We start from the raw sequence: 19390 nt of genomic DNA, 5'->3' as shown, positions 1-19390 counted from the left end.
ATAAATGTCTAAAAATTTCAGATCATTTAAAGGTTAAATTATAATGCAACAGCAGCTGTGCTTAATTGTTTGTGAGGTGGTTTAAACTTAGTTAAAACAATACCCTCAACTGCAGCTTGATACTCTTCAATATTAGGTGTTCTACCTAGAATTGTAGATAATACAACTACCGGAGTAGATGATAATAAAGATTCTCCTTTTTTCTCTCCAGAATCCTTTACCACACGACCTTGGAATAAACGCGTAGATGTTGCCATTACGGTATCACCTGGTTCTGCTTTCTCCTGGTTACCCATACATAAGTTACAACCTGGACGCTCTAAGTAAAGCATGTTTTCGTATTTAGTACGTGCTAAACCTTTAGGGGCATTATCATCGAATTCAAATCCTGAATATTTCTGTAATACTTCCCAGTCTCCTTCAGCTTTTAATTCGTCCACAATATTATACGTAGGAGGAGCAACAACTAAAGGAGCCTTAAACTCAACCTTACCTTGTTGTGCCTCGATATTCTTTAACATCTGTGCTAAAATTTTCATATCACCTTTGTGAACCATACAAGACCCAACGAAACCTAAGTCTACTTGCTTTGTGCCTCCGTAGAAAGACAACGGACGAATGGTATCGTGTGTATAACGTTTAGAAACATCGTCGTTGTTTACGTCTGGATCGGCAATCATTGGTTCAATAACTTCATCTAAATCGATAACAACTTCAGCAAAATATTTAGCATTAGCATCAGGACGTAACGCTGGTTTAGCTCCAGATTTAATCTCTTCAATTCTTGCATTTGCTTTATCAACAAGTCCTTGAAGTACTTGTTTTTCATTATCCATACCTTTTTTAATCATGATCTGGATACGATCTCTTGCAATTTCTAATGACTCGATTAACGTATCATCTTCAGAAATACAGATAGACGCCTTGGCTTTCATCTCTGCAGTCCAATCTGTAAATGTAAAGGCTTGATCTGATGTTAGTGTACCAATGTGAACTTCAATTACACGACCTTGGAATACATTCTCACCACCAAACTGCTTTAACATTTGTTGTTGTGTTGCGTGTACCACATCACGGAAATCCATATAAGGTTTCATTTCACCTTTGAAAGTCACTTTCACAGACTGTGGAATTGGCATCGTTGCTTCACCAGTTGCTAAAGCTAGTGCTACCGTTCCTGAATCGGCACCGAAAGCCACACCTTTAGACATACGTGTATGCGAGTCACCACCAATGATGATTGCCCAATCATCAATCGTAATATCGTTTAATACCTTGTGAATAACATCGGTCATCGCGTGGTAGTTTCCTTTAGGGTCACGCGCTGTGATTAATCCGAAGTCATTCATAAACTTCATTAATTTAGGAATGTTCGCTTTAGACTTGTTATCCCAAACTGAAGCTGTGTGACATCCTGACTGGTAAGCCCCATCAACAATTGGAGAAATAACCGTAGCTGCCATCGCTTCTAACTCCTGAGACGTCATTAATCCAGTAGTATCCTGAGATCCTACAATATTTACTTCAACACGAACATCAGATCCGGCGTGTAACGTTTTTCCAGGAGTTGTTCCAACAGCATTTTTATTGAAGATCTTTTCAACAGCCGTTAAACCTTGTCCTTCAACAGAAATTTCTTTAGAAGGCGCATAAACCGTTGGCGCTTCAATACCTAAAATACTAGCAGCGATTGTTTGTAATTTTTTACCAAAAACCACAGCATAAGAACCACCAGCTTTAATAAACTCCACTTTCTGTGGCGTTAAGGCATCCGAAATGTCCTTTAATTCAACATCTCCGTTGTATAATTTTTTCTCTTTAGTATTAATAGTAAGCACTGTACCAGTTTCAACAGAATAGGCTTGCTCTAAAACAGGATCTCCGTTTTCATCTAAAATGGTGTTACCAGCTTCATCAGTTTTCTTTACCCAGTTTTTAAGGTCGATACCAATACCACCTGTTACACCAACAGTCGTTAGGAAAATTGGAGAAATACCATTAGTACCTGCAATAATCGGTGCAATATTGATAAATGGCACATAAGGACTTGCCTGAATACCTGTCCACAACGCCACGTTATTAACCCCTGACATCCTTGAAGACCCCACTCCCATCGTTCCTTTTTCAGCAATTAACATCACACGTTTATCTGGGTGTTGTTCTTTTAACGCTGTTAACTCTTGTTGCATCTCTTTATTATGCTCGAAGATACATTGTCCGTGCAACTCACGATCTGATCTAGAGTGCGCATCAGCACCTGGAGACAATAAATCTGTTGAAATATCACCAGTTCCAGCGATAAACGTAACGATATCTATTTTTTCTTCAACCTCTGGAAGATTTGTAAAGAACTCAGCATTCGCGTAACTCTCTAATAAATCTTTAGCGACAACATTACCTGCTTTATAAGCTTCTTCTAAGCGCGCTGTATCTGCTTCATACAAGAATACTTGTGTTTTTAATACTTCAGCGGCTTGCTTAGCAATTGCTTCATCGTTTCCTAACGCTAAATCAAGAAGCACCTCAATAGAAGGTCCACCTTTCATGTGCGATAGTAATTCTAAAGCAAATGTTGGGTTAATTTCTTCAACAACAGCATCACCAAGAATAATCTCTTTTAAAAACTTTGCTTTTACACCTGCCGCTCCAGTTGTTCCTGGAACTACATTGTAAATAAAAAATTTAAGCGAATCTTCACGCTTCTCGTTATTCTCATCTTTAATTTGTTCAATAATCTCGCTTAATAAATCAGCACCATCAATTGGTTTTGGGTGTAATCCCTGAGCTTTTCGTTCTTCGATTTCCTTGATGTAATCGTTGTACATATTCATATTATTTAGAAGTCATTTCAATTTTTGGCTCTTAAAAATAATTTTCTGTAGTTCAGTTATCCAGACTACAGCCCCTATATATTGTTTAAAGCCGTTTAACTTAGTTTTTTCTTTAGCCTCGCAAAAGTACTGAATTAATACAAAGTTTTAAAAATAAAACTCAGAATACCATGCCTCTTGATACTTAATTATTATTGTACTATAATTATTTAATATGGCTTGAAGTTTTTTAATGAAATTCATTAAAAAATTGTTTTTTTGGTAACCCTATTAATTCAATATCTTTTTAAATAATGGCTTATCTCTTAAATTGGTCATTGGTTTCTCAAAATACGTATATAACAAATAACTCAAATAGAATGATAAGCTCCAATAAATTAACAAAATTATTATTTTAAATAACACTGAAGCTTCACAAATACCACTAATATCTTGAATACTTAACAAAACAACAGAATAGTTAATTAAATAAAGTGCGTATGAATGAATACTTAATTTATTAATAAGTATTTTTACTTAAAACAAGAATTTTAAAACAAACTCTCTATAATTTGATTTTCGGAAATACCTTCGGCTTCTGCTTTGTAGTTTTTAATAATTCGGTGACGTAAAATACCTTTAGCTACCGCCTGAACGTTTTCAATATCTGGTGAAAACTTACCATGAATAGCCGCGTGGGTTTTAGCTGCGAGAATCAAGTTTTGAGATGCTCTTGGCCCTGCTCCCCAGTCGATGTAATTTTTAACTAAATCGGCAGCGGCATCAGAATTTGGTCTTGTTTTACCAACCATAGTTACTGCATATTCTATAACATTATCGGCTACAGGAATACGACGGATTAACTGTTGGAAATCGATAATTTGCTTAGCAGAAAACAAAGCATTTATATTTTTTTTAGAATCTGTTGTAGTCGATTTAACAACTTCTACTTCTTCTTTAAACGTTGGATAATCTAAATTAATAGCAAACATAAAACGGTCTAATTGTGCCTCTGGTAATGGATATGTTCCCTCTTGCTCAATTGGGTTTTGCGTTGCTAAAACAAAATATGGTAAATCTAATTTGTAGTGATGACCAGCAACCGTTACTGCTCGTTCCTGCATAGCCTCTAACAAAGCTGCTTGTGTTTTTGGCGGCGTTCTGTTAATCTCATCGGCTAGAATAATGTTAGAAAATATAGGTCCTTTAATAAATTTAAAGTGACGGTCCTCATCTAAAATCTCACTACCTAATATGTCACTAGGCATTAAATCGGGTGTAAACTGAATACGCTTAAAGTCTAAACCTAAGGCCTGAGCAATAGTGTTAACCATTAAGGTTTTTGCCAACCCGGGAACCCCTATTAAAAGTGAATGTCCGCCAGAAAAAATGGAAATTAATATTTGATTTACAACCTCATCCTGACCAACAATAACTTTGGCGATTTCGGTTTTTAAATCTTTATACTGCTTTACAAATTGTTCAATAGCGGAAACATCAGACATATATTATTTTTTTAACCAGTTACTAGAAAATTCGCAATCTCTATACTCACCACTAATTTTTATGTAAGTATCCATGATTTTTTCTTTTTGCCAATCAGCGATAGCATCAATTTTCTTTTCGTCTAATGCTAATTGCTTAATTTTTAAATAATCGCGGGCATAATCTGCTTCATGCTCATCAATCCTATCAGTAACCATTAATATTTTAAACTTCACGCCGCCAGTACGATCTTCTTCTTTGTAAACTAAACTTACCTCGTTATCTTTTAAATTCTGAATTTGAGTATATAACTCGGTATCCATTCTAGTCAATTCAAAATTATAATCTTGCGTTGCCGGGTTGATTAACTGACCACCATCTCCTCTGGTTTCCTTTTCGTCACTTGCCTCTCTGGCTGCATCGGCAAATGAAATTTCTCCGTCAACAATACGCTGTCTTACTTTTTCTAAACGCTCTTTCGCTTCCTTAATAGCTTCATCTGATACTTTCGGCGTTAATAAAATATGTGCCACATCACGTTCCTGACCTCTAATTTTTTCACAATAAATAATGTGATATCCAAAATCGGTTTTAAAAGGCTCTGAAATCTCGCCTTCTTGAAGTGCAAAAGCCACTTGCCTGAATTCCTTAACCATTCGAGGCTGATTTCTGTTTAAAATATATTTTCCTCCTTTACTTGCCGAACCAGGATCTTCTGAATATAATACGGCTTTAGAACGGAAACTTGCACCATTTTCAAGGATGTCTCTTTTAAACTCTTTAAGCTGATCGATGATGCGTTGATTTTCCTCTGGTGCAACTTTTGGCTCAGCAACAATTTGAGCAACTTTTAACTCGGTACCAAATGTAGGACGCTGATCTTTTGGAATTTTATTGAAAAACTCACGAACCTCTTCCGGAGTAATCTCAATCTCTCCTACAATCTTTTTTTGCATTTCCTGAGCCAACATGTTCGCTTTGTTAATTTCGAACATCTCATCTCTAAAGCTTTGTTCGTCATCTTTGTTGTAAAAGTCTAATAGTTTCTCCATCGATCCATTTGTAGACTGTAAGAATTGTTCGATTTGATAATCTACATTTTGTCGAATCTGTGCGTCCGACACAATGATACTATCTTGCACAGCGTGATGCGCATATAATTTGTCTTCTAAAAGTTTACCAAACAATTCGCAACGGCCAATATCTTTTGTATTTACACCTTGTGCCTGTAACTGCACATAAGCTTTGTCCACATCAGAATCTAATAAAATATAATCGCCAACTACAGCTGCTACACCATCTACCTTTTTAGCATTGGGATTTGCGGTTTTGGTCTCCTTTACTTCTTCCTTAACTTCATCTTCAATGATTTCCTGAGCAATCATTACTTGTGATCCAAGTAACGCTATGCATAAACCGAATATATGTTTCAAATTATTTATAGATTTCGAATTTTTTATTTGTAATGGCATCTTTGGTTATATCTTTTTCTAATTTTCGAATAAGCTCTAGCTTTCTTTTGTTGATTACAATTTGATCGATGGTTGGTTTTACATACTCCAACGGCGCCGTTTCCTTTGGCAATAACACATCGTTCACTTGCATCAAATATACTCCTAATGAATCTTTGAGCTGCACAAAATTAGATTTTTTTAACAGTTGATCTTTATTTTCAGCATTAATCGCTGAAATTTTTTTGACCACCTGATTTACTTTTATCCAAATAGAATCGTTTAACGAATAAGACCTAAACTGAATAGATAACGAATCTAAAACCTGCTTATCTTTATCGTTAAATCGTTTAAATCGCTCAACTACAGATTTGTAGTTATTCATATTCTCATCTATATGAATATATCTGAACTTAACTAATTCTTCGTTTAACTTAAACGCTTCCTTATTAATGTTATAATAGGTCTCCGCCTCTTCTTTTGAAATTACAGAATCAATTTCTCGAGCTACCAAAGCCTCCATATAAGCTTTGGTATATAAATCGTTTTTATATTGATTGATTAGCCTGTTAAAATTATTTTGTGTTGCCTCACTTAAATTCAATTTAGCACCATCTACCAATAACTGCTGGGTTGCCCATTGATTGATATAATTCTGAACAACAAGCGTGCTATCTTCCTTTGATGTCCCTTCAGATACTAAATCTTTAATATCATCATAATATAAATACGTTTCATTTACTCGTGCCACAGGAACACGGTCATCAACTTCTTTGAAAAATTGACAAGAGGTTGCCAAAAGCAACGCCAATATTGAGAGACTTTTAAATCGCACTTGATTTACTTATTTAGTTTTAGTTGAGATTTTACTTGATTTAAAACCTCATGGTTTACTTCAACAGGATATTTCGCAGCTAACTCTGCTACCCATTGTTCTTCCTTGTAAGTTTGATAATCACTAAGTACTAATCCTTTTGAATCTTCGAATGTTTTTTGAGATGCAGGCAATATGTGTTTAACATCTACAATAACAAATGCATCGTTATGTTTGTAAATTTTAGACACTCCTTTTTTAAATTCAAAGTTCTCTGGTAATACCTGATGACTAGCATCCATGATTTCTTCTGTAAAGATAACATCTATTTTATCATTACTATTCACTAAAGCCTTAATATCTTTTACCGCCATACCCTGCTCTAGCAACTTAGACACTTTTTTAAGTGTTTTATGCTGAGCGGATGAGGCTACAACCGCATCTATTTTCTCGGGAGCCATATACTTATCCTTATGAGTATTGTAATAATTCTTAACCCCCAAAGAATCTGTTTTAGCGGCATCCCAAATGGTCGATTCCATTAAGTCGAATAATAACAATCCATCACGATACTCTCCAACAATATGAGCAAAATCTTCGTCTTCTTCCTCTAAATGCTCCTCTTGGTATTTTACCAGGTTGTTATTTAAAAAGGTTACATAAGCCTGATCTACTATATTCTGAAAACTATCTGCACTGCGGTTATAATGTTGATTTTTCACTAAGAAATTACCAAAATCCTTAAACAACAATTGTTCATCGCCTATTTTAACTAAAGGTTTGGCAGCCTCAAAATCTACGGGCAACTTCCAAGACAATTTATAATAATCATCATTTAACAACCCAGCGAAATAAGGTAAAGCAGATTGCTTTTCTGAAACACCATATTTTGCTCTTAACTTCGCATACAGCGCGTCATCAATTAACTTAGAACGCTCATCACGCTTTACCATTTGCTCTAGTTCAGGACGCATGTCTTCGAAACTTGCAATCGGCTTTTTGTTTAATAATTTAATAATGTGCCAACCATAATCGGTTTTTACAGGTTCAGAAATATCGCCAACTTCCTCTAAACCAAACACGGTATCTTCAAAAACTTTTGAATTTAACTGTCCGCTACTTATAGGCGTTAACCGACCACCATTTGAAGCCGTGCTCTGATCTTCAGAAAATTGTTTTGCTAGAGTTTCAAACGTCTCCCCTTGCTGTAGTTTTTTATAAATATCCTGAATGCGTTGTGCCGATTGCTCCTGTGAAGGATCGTCTTTTTTGTGAAAAATCATAATATGAGCTACGGTTCGCTCTCCTCTAGATTTGCGCTTGTCTTTCACAAATACAATATGATACCCAAAACGGGTTCTAAACGGCATAGAAATTTCACCTACCGAGGTGTTGTAAGCTTTATTTTCGAACTTGTACACCATTTTAAATCCGGAAAACCAATCTAAATCTTCACCGTAAATGGTTTGCCCGTTATGTACATCTTCTCTAACAGTCTCAAACCCTTCTGTTAAAGCACGATCTCGAAGTTTTGTAATATCATTATAAGCTACAAGTGTATCATTAGGGTTTGCATTCTCTGGTAATTTAATAAGAATATGACTGGCTTTTACGTCGTAAGACACGCGATTGTAGGCTTCCTCGACTAACTCCTCCGTCACCTTGTTATCAGTAATATAACTGCTAGCTAACTGTTTTTTATAATTCGATAATTCACGAATATAAGATGGTTTTTCATCTAGTTTTAAAGCTCTGGCCTCCTTTAATTTTAATTTGTAATTGGTAAACAATTTTAAATACTCATCGACATCTTTTTGGGACTCGTCTTGCACCAGATCTAAATTCTTATTGTAAACCCTCATAAACTCCGAAGCCGTAACCGGATCACTATCGACTGTAAACAAGATAGCTTCGTTTGAATTTTGGGCTTTTACCTGAACTAAAAACAGGGTGAAGAATAATACAGAAATATACTTTATATTCATATTAAAAATTTATACCATAGCAACAAAAATAATAATATAATGCTATAATGCAAGTGGCTTTCCCTTAGCATTGAAAAGATAAATTTTAAGTGCTATTTTAATTATATCTTTTTAACTTTCGACTTTCATTTTTATTTCACAAATCGCATGCGCAGACTTAAATTAATATGGGACTTTAGAGGTCCTTCAGCCCATAAAACAGCTGAACATCACGAAATTCATTTAAAGGAATACGTTCAAATTGAAAAGTTAGATAATATCTTAACTGGTTTTGAAGAGATAAATGACGTTCACGCCATCGCCTATCTAGTGGTTAATGAAGACAAAATGAAACCGCTTAGAGATGCATTAAAACCGCATCGCGGACAAGTTTACCAAGATTAGATTACACCTGTTTACGTTTAGGCTTAGGAGGCATTGTTCCAAATACTTTATCCCAGAACGTATTCGAAACGCCATAGGCCTTATCTGGATATTGATAATGATGTAAATTATGATGATGCCACAGGTATTTAAATCGTTTCGGTGGTCGTTTTACGTGAATCGCTCTATGTACAAAAGAATACATTAAATACCCTAAAAAGAAGCCTGGAAAAAACCCGAAGGTATATCTTGAAAATCCAAAAACCCAGAATAGAATATAGAAAACACAAAAAAGAAACGATGCTAAAATTAACCCCGGAACAGGTGGCATTAACAAACGTTCTTTATCCTTTGGAAACTCATGATGCGAACCGTGCATAATAAAATGGAATCGCTGTGTCCATTTCCAGTCGTTATACCAATGAAACAGGTAGCGGTGCAATAAATATTCAGCTAGAGTCCAGGACACAAAACCTGTACAAAATAAAATAACAAAACTTAAAACCGATAATCCTACGCCGGCGATAGCCAAATATGCCAAAAGTAAAACGGTAACGCCATAGACTATAATATTTGAGATTGGATTGGTTTTTGTTAGGCTTTCTAAAAAAGGGTTTTTAAAAATTTGGGCCTGTCCAGTAGAAAAATCTGTGGTTACTCGTTGTTGCTTCATCTGTTTAAATTTTATTATTATTTATCCGTCAGATGTAATTCGCCAAGAATCATTATAGTCGATATTGACTTTTCCTATGGCTCATTTCATAACTTTAAATTTTATCCTACTTAAAGATAATAAAATCAAACAAATAACAAGTAATTAATATAATCACCATAAAAAAGCTTCTGCAATTACAGAAGCTTTTTTATTATTTTAAAATACTATTTACCCACTTATGCTACCTTTTTTAAAATAGGCTTAGTCTTCTTTCTCTTATTCTTTTTTTTCAATTTATTAATCCAAATAATGGTTCCTGTTACAGGCAAACTTGTTCCTATTAAACAGGCAATAAAGTACAGAACCTTAGAAAACATGCCATATATTTCTCCCGTATGGATTGGTTTTATTAACGAAGCAATCTGTGCATTCAAAGGTTTATCTGCAAACCGCTCTACTTTTAATACCTTCCCTGAAAGGTCCATATACAATTTATCTGATGTTACAGGTGACCAACTTGCCTCTGAAACTTTAGAAAATCGATAATAACTATTACGCTGGTCAGGAAAGCTTACCGACAACTCACCGTCATAATCTAAAGTTTGATTTGCTTTTGCTATAGCCTCCTCAATAGAAATCGTATGTCCTTGTTTTGCATCAGATTCATGCTCGAAACGGCCACCACGATCAAATATCTTGGCGCCTATTAAATCTCCTAATCCATTTCTATACCCTTCAAAAGACCAGCATAGCCCAGTGATTCCCATTATAAGAATCAAGATGCAAGAATAGAATCCCAGTGTATTATGCAAATCATGATTAATTCGTTTCCAGTTGGCATCGGTTTTAATTTTAAAACCTTGTTTAATTTGCTTCCATTTAATCTTTTTAGGAAACCACAATACCAAACCAGAAATTGATAACACCAAAAAGATAATTGTTGCTATACCTACTATTGGACGTCCGATATTAATATCCAGAAGTAACCATCGGTGAAGTCTAAACATCGACATAAGAAATCCGTCAGCTTTAGATTTTTCTACTTTGTGAATTTCAGAGGTATAAGGATTCACATGAACTTTAGATCCGCGACGCTCTTTTAGATCTTTCTTTACTGAAAACTCATAAGGCGCATCCGAAGCAACAGGGAGCGTCACCCCCGTTACAAATCCTAAATCGGAATTCTTTACAGTATTAACAAGTTGTGTTACTGAAGACTTATTTCCTTGCTCTTCAACTTCAATTGATGAAGAAAAAGAATCTTTTATTTCGTGTTCAAAAGCCAGGATGGTTCCACTAAGACAAACTAAAAAAATAACTATTCCACTGGCAATTCCCAGCCATAAATGAATATCATTAATAAACTTTCTAAAACCGTAGGTAGACTTTTTTGCCATACTTTCTTTATTACTTTATCTGACTTTTAAATACACAACAAATATATAACCCAACTCTTACAAAACAAATTTTATTTAGACTAATTACAAATAAAAAGATTTATAAAATATGTCGATAAAAAAAACCCAACAAGTATTTGTTGGGTTTTTCAATAATTATATCTGGTAAACTATCTTGAATAGTTTGGAGATTCTTTTGTTATAGCTACATCATGAGGGTGACTTTCGTTAATACCACTTGCTGTAATCTTAACAAATTGTCCCTTTTCTTTTAAAGTCTCGATATCTTTAGCTCCACAGTATCCCATACCTGCGCGTAATCCACCAATAAACTGGTGAATACTTTCGTATAAATCACCTTTGTAAGGTACACGTCCAACAATACCTTCAGGAACTAATTTTTTGATATCATCTTCTACATCCTGGAAGTAACGGTCTTTACTACCTTCTTTCATTGCTTCAACAGATCCCATTCCTCGGTAAGATTTAAATTTACGTCCTTCGTAAATAATAGTCTCACCAGGAGATTCTTTAGTACCTGCTAAAAGTGACCCTAACATCACACAGTCTGCACCAGCCGCAATCGCTTTAGGAATATCTCCTGTATAACGAATACCACCATCTGCAATTACAGGAACACCGGAACCTTTAATAGCTGCTGCTACTTCTAATACAGCAGAAAACTGAGGAAAACCTACACCTGCAACCACACGTGTTGTACAAATTGACCCTGGGCCTATACCAACTTTTACAGCATCAGCGCCAGCTTCAACTAAATATTTCGCAGCTTCACCTGTTGCAATATTTCCAACGATAACATCTAAATCAGGGAATTTAGCTTTTACTTCCTTTAAAACTTTAACCACCCCTTGCGTATGCCCGTGAGCTGTATCAATTACAACAGCATCTACACCGGCATTAACTAAAGCTTCAGCTCTTACCACAGCATCGGCAGTTACACCTAAAGCCGCAGCAACACGTAAGCGTCCATACTCATCTTTGTTTGCGATTGGCTTTTGCTTTAATTTAGTAATATCTCTAAAGGTAATTAAACCTGATAATTTATAATTGTCATCTACAATAAGTAGCTTTTCAATTTTATGCTTTTGAAGAATGCTTTCAGCATCTTTTAGCGAAGTTCCTACTGATGAAGTTACTAAATTTTCACTTGTCATCACCTCAACAATAGCACGTTTATTATCATGCTCGAAACGCAAATCACGATTGGTTACAATCCCTTTTAGGGTTCCTTCCTCATCAACGATAGGAATACCTCCAATACTGTGCTCAGCCATCGAAGCCTTTGCATCTAAAACAGTCGCTGTAAGAGGCAAGGTTACCGGATCGATAATCATACCGCTTTCTGCACGCTTAACACGTCTTACTTTTAAAGCCTGCGCTTCAATTGTCATGTTCTTATGTAACACACCAATACCTCCTTCTTGCGCCATAGCAATAGCCATTTTGCTTTCAGTTACGGTATCCATCGCAGCCGAAATAATTGGCACGTTAATGGTAATGTTTCTCGTAAATTTTGTTTGGATATTTACTTCGCGAGGAAGAACTTCTGAATAAGCTGGAACTAAAAGGACATCATCGTAGGTTAGTCCTTCTCCTACTATTTTATTTTGATGTGCGATCATGATGCAATTACATTTTAATTGCGTGCAAATATACACAATTTTTAAGTTGATTTTAAGAAATAAGAAACTAAATTATTGTTAATATTTTCTATTTCAAAATCTGTAAAATAAAAAGTGTCCGAATGTTTATTTACAATCGGACACATGATATGTGTTTAGCGACGACGTCTCCCACCACCAACATTCATAGGTTGCCCGGCAAAGCTTCCAAACTTATAGGTGAAGTTCAGCATAAAATACTGTTCTAATATTCTATTCTCTACGTCTTCAATATAAGTTTCGGTTACATTACGTCTATAGCCATTATTTTTCCCTAAAACATCGTAGCCTACTAAAGTTACTGTGGCTTTATTATCCCATAACTCCATCCCTATTCCTGCATTCCAAAACACAGCATCACCATCAAAAGCATCTCCTACACGACTGTTATAGCGGTAAGCTACTTTATTAGAAACAAACAAGTTTTTGATAATAAATATGTTGGAATCGAAATTCACATTTTGTACAAAATAATCGTTATCATTAAATGCATCGGTATCATATACGTTTTTAAATGCTGAATAATTATAACGTGCACTCAATTCAATTTTATTATCGTATGCGTATCTAAATGATATAGACGGTGTAAATCTGGTAGTCTGGCCAGTAAACTTAACACCGTTTTGCATGGACAGACTATTATTGAAGCTCGCTGAAAATGATCCGTTAATGTTAATATTCGTCTTTTTATTATAAATAGACTTTGAAATGGACGCATCGCCATCTATAGAATAATCACCGTTAATATTGGTATAGGTCGTTAATTTATTTAAATCACTATCGGTGGTTGTAGAATTGATAATTTTATCTTGAGTTATACCTGCATTGGCATTTCCTGAAATATTGATATTATGAAACGCTAAATTGTTTTGGTATCTGAAACGTAATCTATGATTAATCTGTGGTTCTAAAAACGGATTCCCCACACGAATATGTGTAATGTTGCTTACATCTTCAACGGGTTGCAACTGACTCATCGAAGGCAAATTCACATTTTGATTATAATCTAATGAAATTCTTTTGTAACCATTCTCATCACGGTACCGAATGCGACCTGAATATGTTAAATACTCAAAATCAGCTTTAAAATTACGTGCTTCAACAATTTGATCTTTATAACTTCTATAGGTAGTTGTGTGGCCAGCTTCAACTTCGAAACGAAAATCATTGAGTTGATATCTTAACCTTAAGGAAGGTCTGATTGTAGTCGCAATATATTTACTATCGGTACTTAACATTTCATTGAAGCTATCATATGAATCACTACCTGCATCATAATCATAAATATAGCGCTCACTACTTTGTGAATTTACATCGGCATTATAGCTTGGTATAATTCTAAAATCATCAAACAACTCGGCACTCCACTCTGCGTTAATACCAATATTACTGTTATTACTATCGGTATTACTTATCTGGTCTTGTATAACCGTTTCATTTCTGTTATATAAGATATTTTCAGAATACTTTTTGCTGTCTGAAGATGATTTACTAAAATCGGTATTTAAGCCAATATTAAAGTAGTTTCCACCACCACCTCGCGCAGGCGTTACGCGAAATCTGTTATTAATATTGTAATTAGACGATGTGGATTGATTAGTACTTGTATAATCGCTTACCAAGTCGCCATTGGTGTATTCCGAAGTACTTTTAGACGTAGAACCTGAATCTGTATTTGCTGTATTAAAAGAGGTTTCATTAGAAATCTGAACTCTATTATTCGATGCCTTATTTTTTGGTTCTATGATAAATTTCAAATCTGAATCTCCTGTATGTGATTCCGAATCATTAAAGCCTTTATTATTAGATTCGGTTATATAATTTAAATCCGGCAAAAAGGTTTCCCGATTACTTTTACGCTCTGTTTCTGAACTTTGGGCACTATACCTGTAATTTGCATTAATACGGGTTTCGTCCCAACGTCCTTTTGAGAAGTTTGCTCCAACAAAATCTGATTCTATGTATCCATTACTGGTATCGGTATCTGGTAGTGCATTAAAGCCTCTTGACGAATTTATATTATTGGTCCCAGCTATAAGTCCAATCTGTTTGCCATCTATCATTTGAAACAAATTGGCATTCGCCTGGTACTTATCGTCTGTTCCATAACCACCTTTCACATCACCAAACATGGCACGGTTTTGCCCTTTTTTAATCTTTAAATTGATTTCTTTAGTTCCCGAAGTCGATTCTTCTCCGGTGAACTTTTGCATATCAGTTTTGTAATCTGTTACCTGAACTTTACTAATGGCCTGACTTGGAATATTCTTTAAGGCAATATTTCCCTTTTTCTCACCAAAGAAGCGCATGCCATCCACATTTACAGCTTCCACATCTACTCCATTAACGGTGATGTTCCCATCTAAATCTATATCTACACCGGGTAACTTTTTAAGTAACTCTTCGGCTTTATCGTTAGGTAAGGTTTTAAAACTATCGGCGTTATATTCAATAGTATCTTTTTTAATCACCACTGGTGGAGCCTTACCTACAATCGACACCACATTAAGTTCTTCTACCTGATCTTGTAATACTACTTCACCTAAATTTAATGTATTGCCTTCAGGTACATCGATATCTTTTAAGTAAGGTTTATAGCCTAAATAAGCAATGTTGAAAATAGCCTTTTTATCGTCTTCGACATTAACCTGAATGGAAAATTCTCCATTCTTGTTAGTGATACCGTAAGCCATAGGCACACTATCTTTTATACTTTGAATATATACTGTTGCTCCTTCTAAAACTTTGGTATATTCATCTTTTACAATACCTTCTAAAGTAAACTTTTGGGCAAATAGTGTCGTTGCGAAACACAATAGAAAAACAAGCAATAACTTTTTCAACATGTTCTAGTTAGGTTAATAGTAGCTTAGACATTACTTTTTTTGTAAAGTTTAACCTAATAATGTTAAAAAAAACCTAAGGTTTTAGCCTTAAAATTTTACTTGAAGGGTTGTATACCAGTTTCTTGGTGCTGACGAAATAATACCTGGCCCAGGATAACCTGTGGCACGTCTGGTGAAATAAGCATTGTCTAAGACGTTGTTAATTCCGGTTTCCAGTTTGAAGCGCTTATAAGTATAAGCTAAAGATATATCTAACACATCATAACTTGGTATTTCACCAACAACACCACTTATTCCTCCATCAACAGAATTGGTTGCATCTGTAAATTGCTGCGATAAATACGTATACTGAATACTGGAAGATAAATCTCTGAAGCCAAACCTTAATCCAGTTTTTAAATTCACATCTGGTACAAACTCCACTTTATTACCTTCTACTCCTGTAGCTTCTGAAGCTGTATATTCCGAATTAATAAACGAGGTATTTACAAAATAATTAAAACTAAAATCGTTATTTAGACCTAACACCTGTTTCAAATTAAAATCGAATAAAGACTCTACACCATACATCACGGCATCACCAATATTACCACGTTCGCTCTTTACGCCCTGACTGGTTTCTATTTGTTTAAACCCGATACGCCCGTTATAAAACAAAGCAAAAGCTCCTAAATCATAAGACACGACATTATTCAAATTTCCACGAATTCCTAAATCGGTTGTAAATCCTTTTTCATCAGTAATATCCGGATTAATTTCAAATGCGGGATTATTAATATTTATATCTGAAAAGGTTACCGAACGGTAGTTTTGTGAAATGTTCCCATAAACTTCCATTCCGTTTACAGGTTTATAACTCACGCCCAGCCCTAATAAAACAAAAGCGCGATCAAAATCTCGATTATCATCAATGGTCTGATCCAATATAACATTACCCGCAGCGTCTTTGTTTATCTGACGATAAAATCCTTCACTTTGTGTTCTAATATACTCAAAACGGAAACCTGGTGTTACCGATAATTTATCATTTAAATAGAAAATGTTTTCTCCGAACACCGAAGTGTTCAAATTAGGTAAATCGAACTGCGACTGACTTTGGTAATCTGAAAACTGATCATTGTAAAAGTTAAAATCCGCATCGCTACGATCACTACCCGGACCTTGTTGTTGGTAATTATTGGCTTTATAAAACTTACTTCCAATTAAAAAAGTTGCGTCTTTTTCACCAATATTGTACTTACTCAATAAACGCGCTTCAAATCCGAAATTTTTAAAATCCCCTTTTATTAAATCACGCTCCTCTCCAGAATCCACCTGATCGACACGATTTGACCTAAACCCTAAAGCATCTCTGGACGCATTTAAACCAAAAAAGTTAAAGGTGAAATTGGTTTGTTCTGAAAACTTATGGTCTAATTTCAAATTATACAACAACCAATCTACCTGAAACCAGTTACGCTCACGATTGCTTTGGTAAGGATCTGTGGCAAACATATTATCAGTTAAACCACCGCCCTGCTGTGCCAGGTAACGCATATACGTTATATCTCCAGTAACTTTAGTTTTATCTGTAAACTGATACCCTAAATGTGCAAAGGCATTTTTAGATTCAAATTCTGAATTTGGTCTGAATCCATCACCTTTTTTATAGTTGAAATAACTATAGTAACTGAACTTATCTTTTGTCCCACTGATACTGGTAAAATTGGTATACAATCCGAAAATCCCTAAGGTATTTCTTGTAATTAGTTCAAAAGGTTTATTCGGATTTGGCGCCTTCATTTTAAAGTTGATTAGACCTCCAAACTGTGTTCCGTACTGCAACGATGCCGCCCCACGAATCACCTGAATTTCTTTTAAACCTTCTGATGCCGGCGTATAATAACTTTCAGGATATCCTAAAACATCTGCACTGATATCGTATCCATTCTGACGGGTATTGAAATTGGCCGTTCGGTTCGGGTCTAATCCACGACCACCAACATTTAACTGTAATCCCGCATCGTCGTTCTGGTAAATATTTAAACCGGCCACCTGACTAAAAATCTGACGTGCATTGTTAGATGCTAAATTGGCCATAGACTGATCTACCAAAACTACTTCGGTCTTCTTGCCTGCATAAATAGCCGTGCCTTCAACATCTTTTAAACGTGATAATTCGAATAACCTCGCTTTTCTAGCCGTGATTTCAACCTCCGAAAGACTTACCGATAACGGAACAAGTTCTACATTAATTTCAGCATCATTAGCTACAGAAACCGGCAATTCTTTAACCTGAAACTCGAAGGAAAAAAAGATTAAATCTAAATCCTGCTTGTTGGTATTAAATTCGAAATACCCTGAAACATTTGTTTTTGCCAGCAAACCTGAAGTCTTGCTGAAAATTTCAACATCGGCAACTGCTTCATTGCTTCCTGTTTTGGTTACTGTTCCATAAATTTTATGTTGCGCCTGTGCGACACTTGCAACCAAAAGTAATATTACTAATAATTTAAAGTCCTTTAATTTCATCGGTAAATGGTAATATCCATGCCTTATGGCAGAATGATTCTTTTTCTTTATATAAATCGACGGTCTTGTCTATAAATGGCTGACTCAACCTACCGTTAAGAGCCACATAGCTTTCGACAAACACCTGTACATTTTTATGCCCTTGCGATGTAAAATGATCGCCTAAATAGTGTGCGTATTCTAAAATAAAATCGGGTTGAAAACTCATTTGTTTCTCCTGAAACGAACTCAGAAAATCGCGATTTCTAACCACAAATGAAGCTCCCGTTTTCGCATTTTTAATCGTGAAAGTAGTATGTCCCATTTTTTCCAGAAGCATCACACGCCATGAAAACCGAAAACCCTCTTCAGTCCAGAACAATTCACCTTGATATAATACATATCGAAATGGAAATAGCAACTGAATAACAAAAAACACTGTTAAAAATGGCACCAGGGCTTTTTCCCTTTTAACCTCTAAAACAGGCTTCAAATCTACCGTAGTTTTAAGTTTTAAAATACCTTTTATAGTATTTATTATTTTATTATGAAAATCGGCTTCGAAGAAAATCAACGTCGACACAATCATGATAAACGGAAACATGCCTATTGGGAAAAGCACCCTTGTAAACACGTGGAAGAATACCACCAAAGCAAAGGCGAACCATCGGGTACGTTTGTAAAGCAGTAAAAACGGAATGGCTAAATCGTATAGCATACCAGACCAACTCATGGCATAATGAAACCACTCCTGCTGCATGAGGCTTTCGCCTATAAAAGGCAAATCATATTTTGAGGGCAACCATATTTTTAATGGCATGGCTCGAAATAACCAATCGGAATTAATCTTTGCCAATCCTGCATAAAAATAAACAATTCCTAAAAGGAGTTTTACACTATCTACGCACCACTTTGGAATGGTTTTATAAGACGCTTTCCTTAATACATTATCTACCGAAAAATACGCATTAGCAGGTAAAAAAATCATTAAAAAACTCAGTAAGCTTATAAAGTAATAATGATTTAAATAGGTGGTTTTATCCATGAGTTCGATATAGGTAAAACTCAAAAAGAATACGATAATCGCCATTCTATACTTTAAACCCAGAGCTATAAACAGAGCTGCCACAGCACAAATAATAAAAAGCAAGTAGGTATAATCACCCAAAGGTTTTACCCATTCAAAACCATAATATGAAAAATGAAATTTAGGTTTAATATATAATTTATCAATCCAGCCATTAGCCCAAAAGCGAATAATACTAAACAGCATCATAATACCGAATAGAATTCTAAACACCGCTAATGGTGCGGCATCTGTTTTGCTTTGCAGATATGCTTTTGTATTAAACCCCATATAAAAACGAAAAGATTCCCTAACGCATCAGAGAATCTTTAAATCATTTATTTTA

General features: G+C 35.2%; 12 protein-coding genes. 1 reads left to right on the top strand and 11 read right to left on the bottom strand.

Annotation, left to right across the window (positions count from 1 at the left end; all coding sequences use genetic code 11):
- Nucleotides 1-38: 38 nt before the first annotated feature.
- From ICJ85_RS07880 to ICJ85_RS07860, 5 genes are all read right to left on the bottom strand, one after another.
- The gene (locus ICJ85_RS07880) at nt 39-2831 is read right to left on the bottom strand and encodes a bifunctional aconitate hydratase 2/2-methylisocitrate dehydratase (RefSeq protein ID WP_188223250.1); all 2793 of its coding nucleotides are present in this window, start codon (nt 2829-2831) and stop codon (nt 39-41) included.
- Between the two features lie 530 nt (nt 2832-3361).
- Nucleotides 3362-4315, bottom strand: coding sequence for an AAA family ATPase (locus ICJ85_RS07875; RefSeq protein WP_188223249.1), 954 nt, complete (start codon nt 4313-4315; stop codon nt 3362-3364).
- A 3-nt stretch (nt 4316-4318) separates the two neighbouring features.
- On the bottom strand, nt 4319-5767 hold the full coding sequence (locus tag ICJ85_RS07870; protein WP_188223248.1) for a peptidylprolyl isomerase: 1449 nt from the start codon (nt 5765-5767) through the stop codon (nt 4319-4321).
- On the bottom strand, nt 5730-6557 hold the full coding sequence (locus ICJ85_RS07865) for a peptidylprolyl isomerase (protein WP_188223247.1): 828 nt from the start codon (nt 6555-6557) through the stop codon (nt 5730-5732). Before ICJ85_RS07865 ends, ICJ85_RS07870 begins: the two co-directional genes overlap by 38 nt.
- Nucleotides 6558-6586: 29 nt before the next feature.
- Nucleotides 6587-8545: a peptidylprolyl isomerase gene (locus ICJ85_RS07860; protein WP_188223246.1), complete on the bottom strand. Its 1959-nt coding sequence runs from the start codon at nt 8543-8545 to the stop codon at nt 6587-6589.
- 147 nt (nt 8546-8692) lie between these two features.
- Here ICJ85_RS07860 and ICJ85_RS07855 point away from each other — a divergent pair, with 147 nt between their 5' ends.
- Complete coding sequence (locus ICJ85_RS07855; RefSeq protein WP_188223245.1) at nt 8693-8929, top strand: hypothetical protein; 237 nt, start codon at nt 8693-8695, stop codon at nt 8927-8929.
- A 1-nt stretch (nt 8930) separates the two neighbouring features.
- On the opposite strand, the gene ICJ85_RS07850 is transcribed toward ICJ85_RS07855, so the two are convergent.
- From ICJ85_RS07850 to ICJ85_RS07825, 6 genes are all read right to left on the bottom strand, one after another.
- Nucleotides 8931-9581 (bottom strand): sterol desaturase family protein, encoded by a 651-nt coding sequence (locus ICJ85_RS07850; protein WP_188223244.1) that lies wholly within the window; start codon nt 9579-9581, stop codon nt 8931-8933.
- 218 nt (nt 9582-9799) lie between these two features.
- Nucleotides 9800-10960, bottom strand: a complete 1161-nt coding sequence (locus ICJ85_RS07845) for a PepSY-associated TM helix domain-containing protein (protein WP_188223243.1) — start codon at nt 10958-10960, stop codon at nt 9800-9802.
- 170 nt (nt 10961-11130) lie between these two features.
- Complete coding sequence (guaB, locus tag ICJ85_RS07840) at nt 11131-12603, bottom strand: IMP dehydrogenase (RefSeq protein WP_188223242.1); 1473 nt, start codon at nt 12601-12603, stop codon at nt 11131-11133.
- A gap of 155 nt (nt 12604-12758) precedes the next feature.
- Nucleotides 12759-15488, bottom strand: a complete 2730-nt coding sequence (locus ICJ85_RS07835; RefSeq protein WP_188223241.1) for an outer membrane beta-barrel protein — start codon at nt 15486-15488, stop codon at nt 12759-12761.
- Nucleotides 15489-15575: 87 nt separating this feature from the next.
- Nucleotides 15576-17999, bottom strand: a complete 2424-nt coding sequence (locus ICJ85_RS07830) for a TonB-dependent receptor domain-containing protein (protein ID WP_188223240.1) — start codon at nt 17997-17999, stop codon at nt 15576-15578.
- Nucleotides 17980-19335, bottom strand: a complete 1356-nt coding sequence (locus tag ICJ85_RS07825) for an HTTM domain-containing protein (protein ID WP_188223239.1) — start codon at nt 19333-19335, stop codon at nt 17980-17982. The genes ICJ85_RS07830 and ICJ85_RS07825 overlap by 20 nt, the downstream gene beginning before the upstream one ends.
- Nucleotides 19336-19390: the final 55 nt, after the last annotated feature.

It is taken from the genome of Aestuariibaculum marinum (assembly GCF_014596975.1).
Lineage (GTDB): Bacteria > Bacteroidota > Bacteroidia > Flavobacteriales > Flavobacteriaceae > Aestuariibaculum > Aestuariibaculum marinum.
This window is presented reverse-complemented; position numbering and strand designations above follow the sequence as displayed.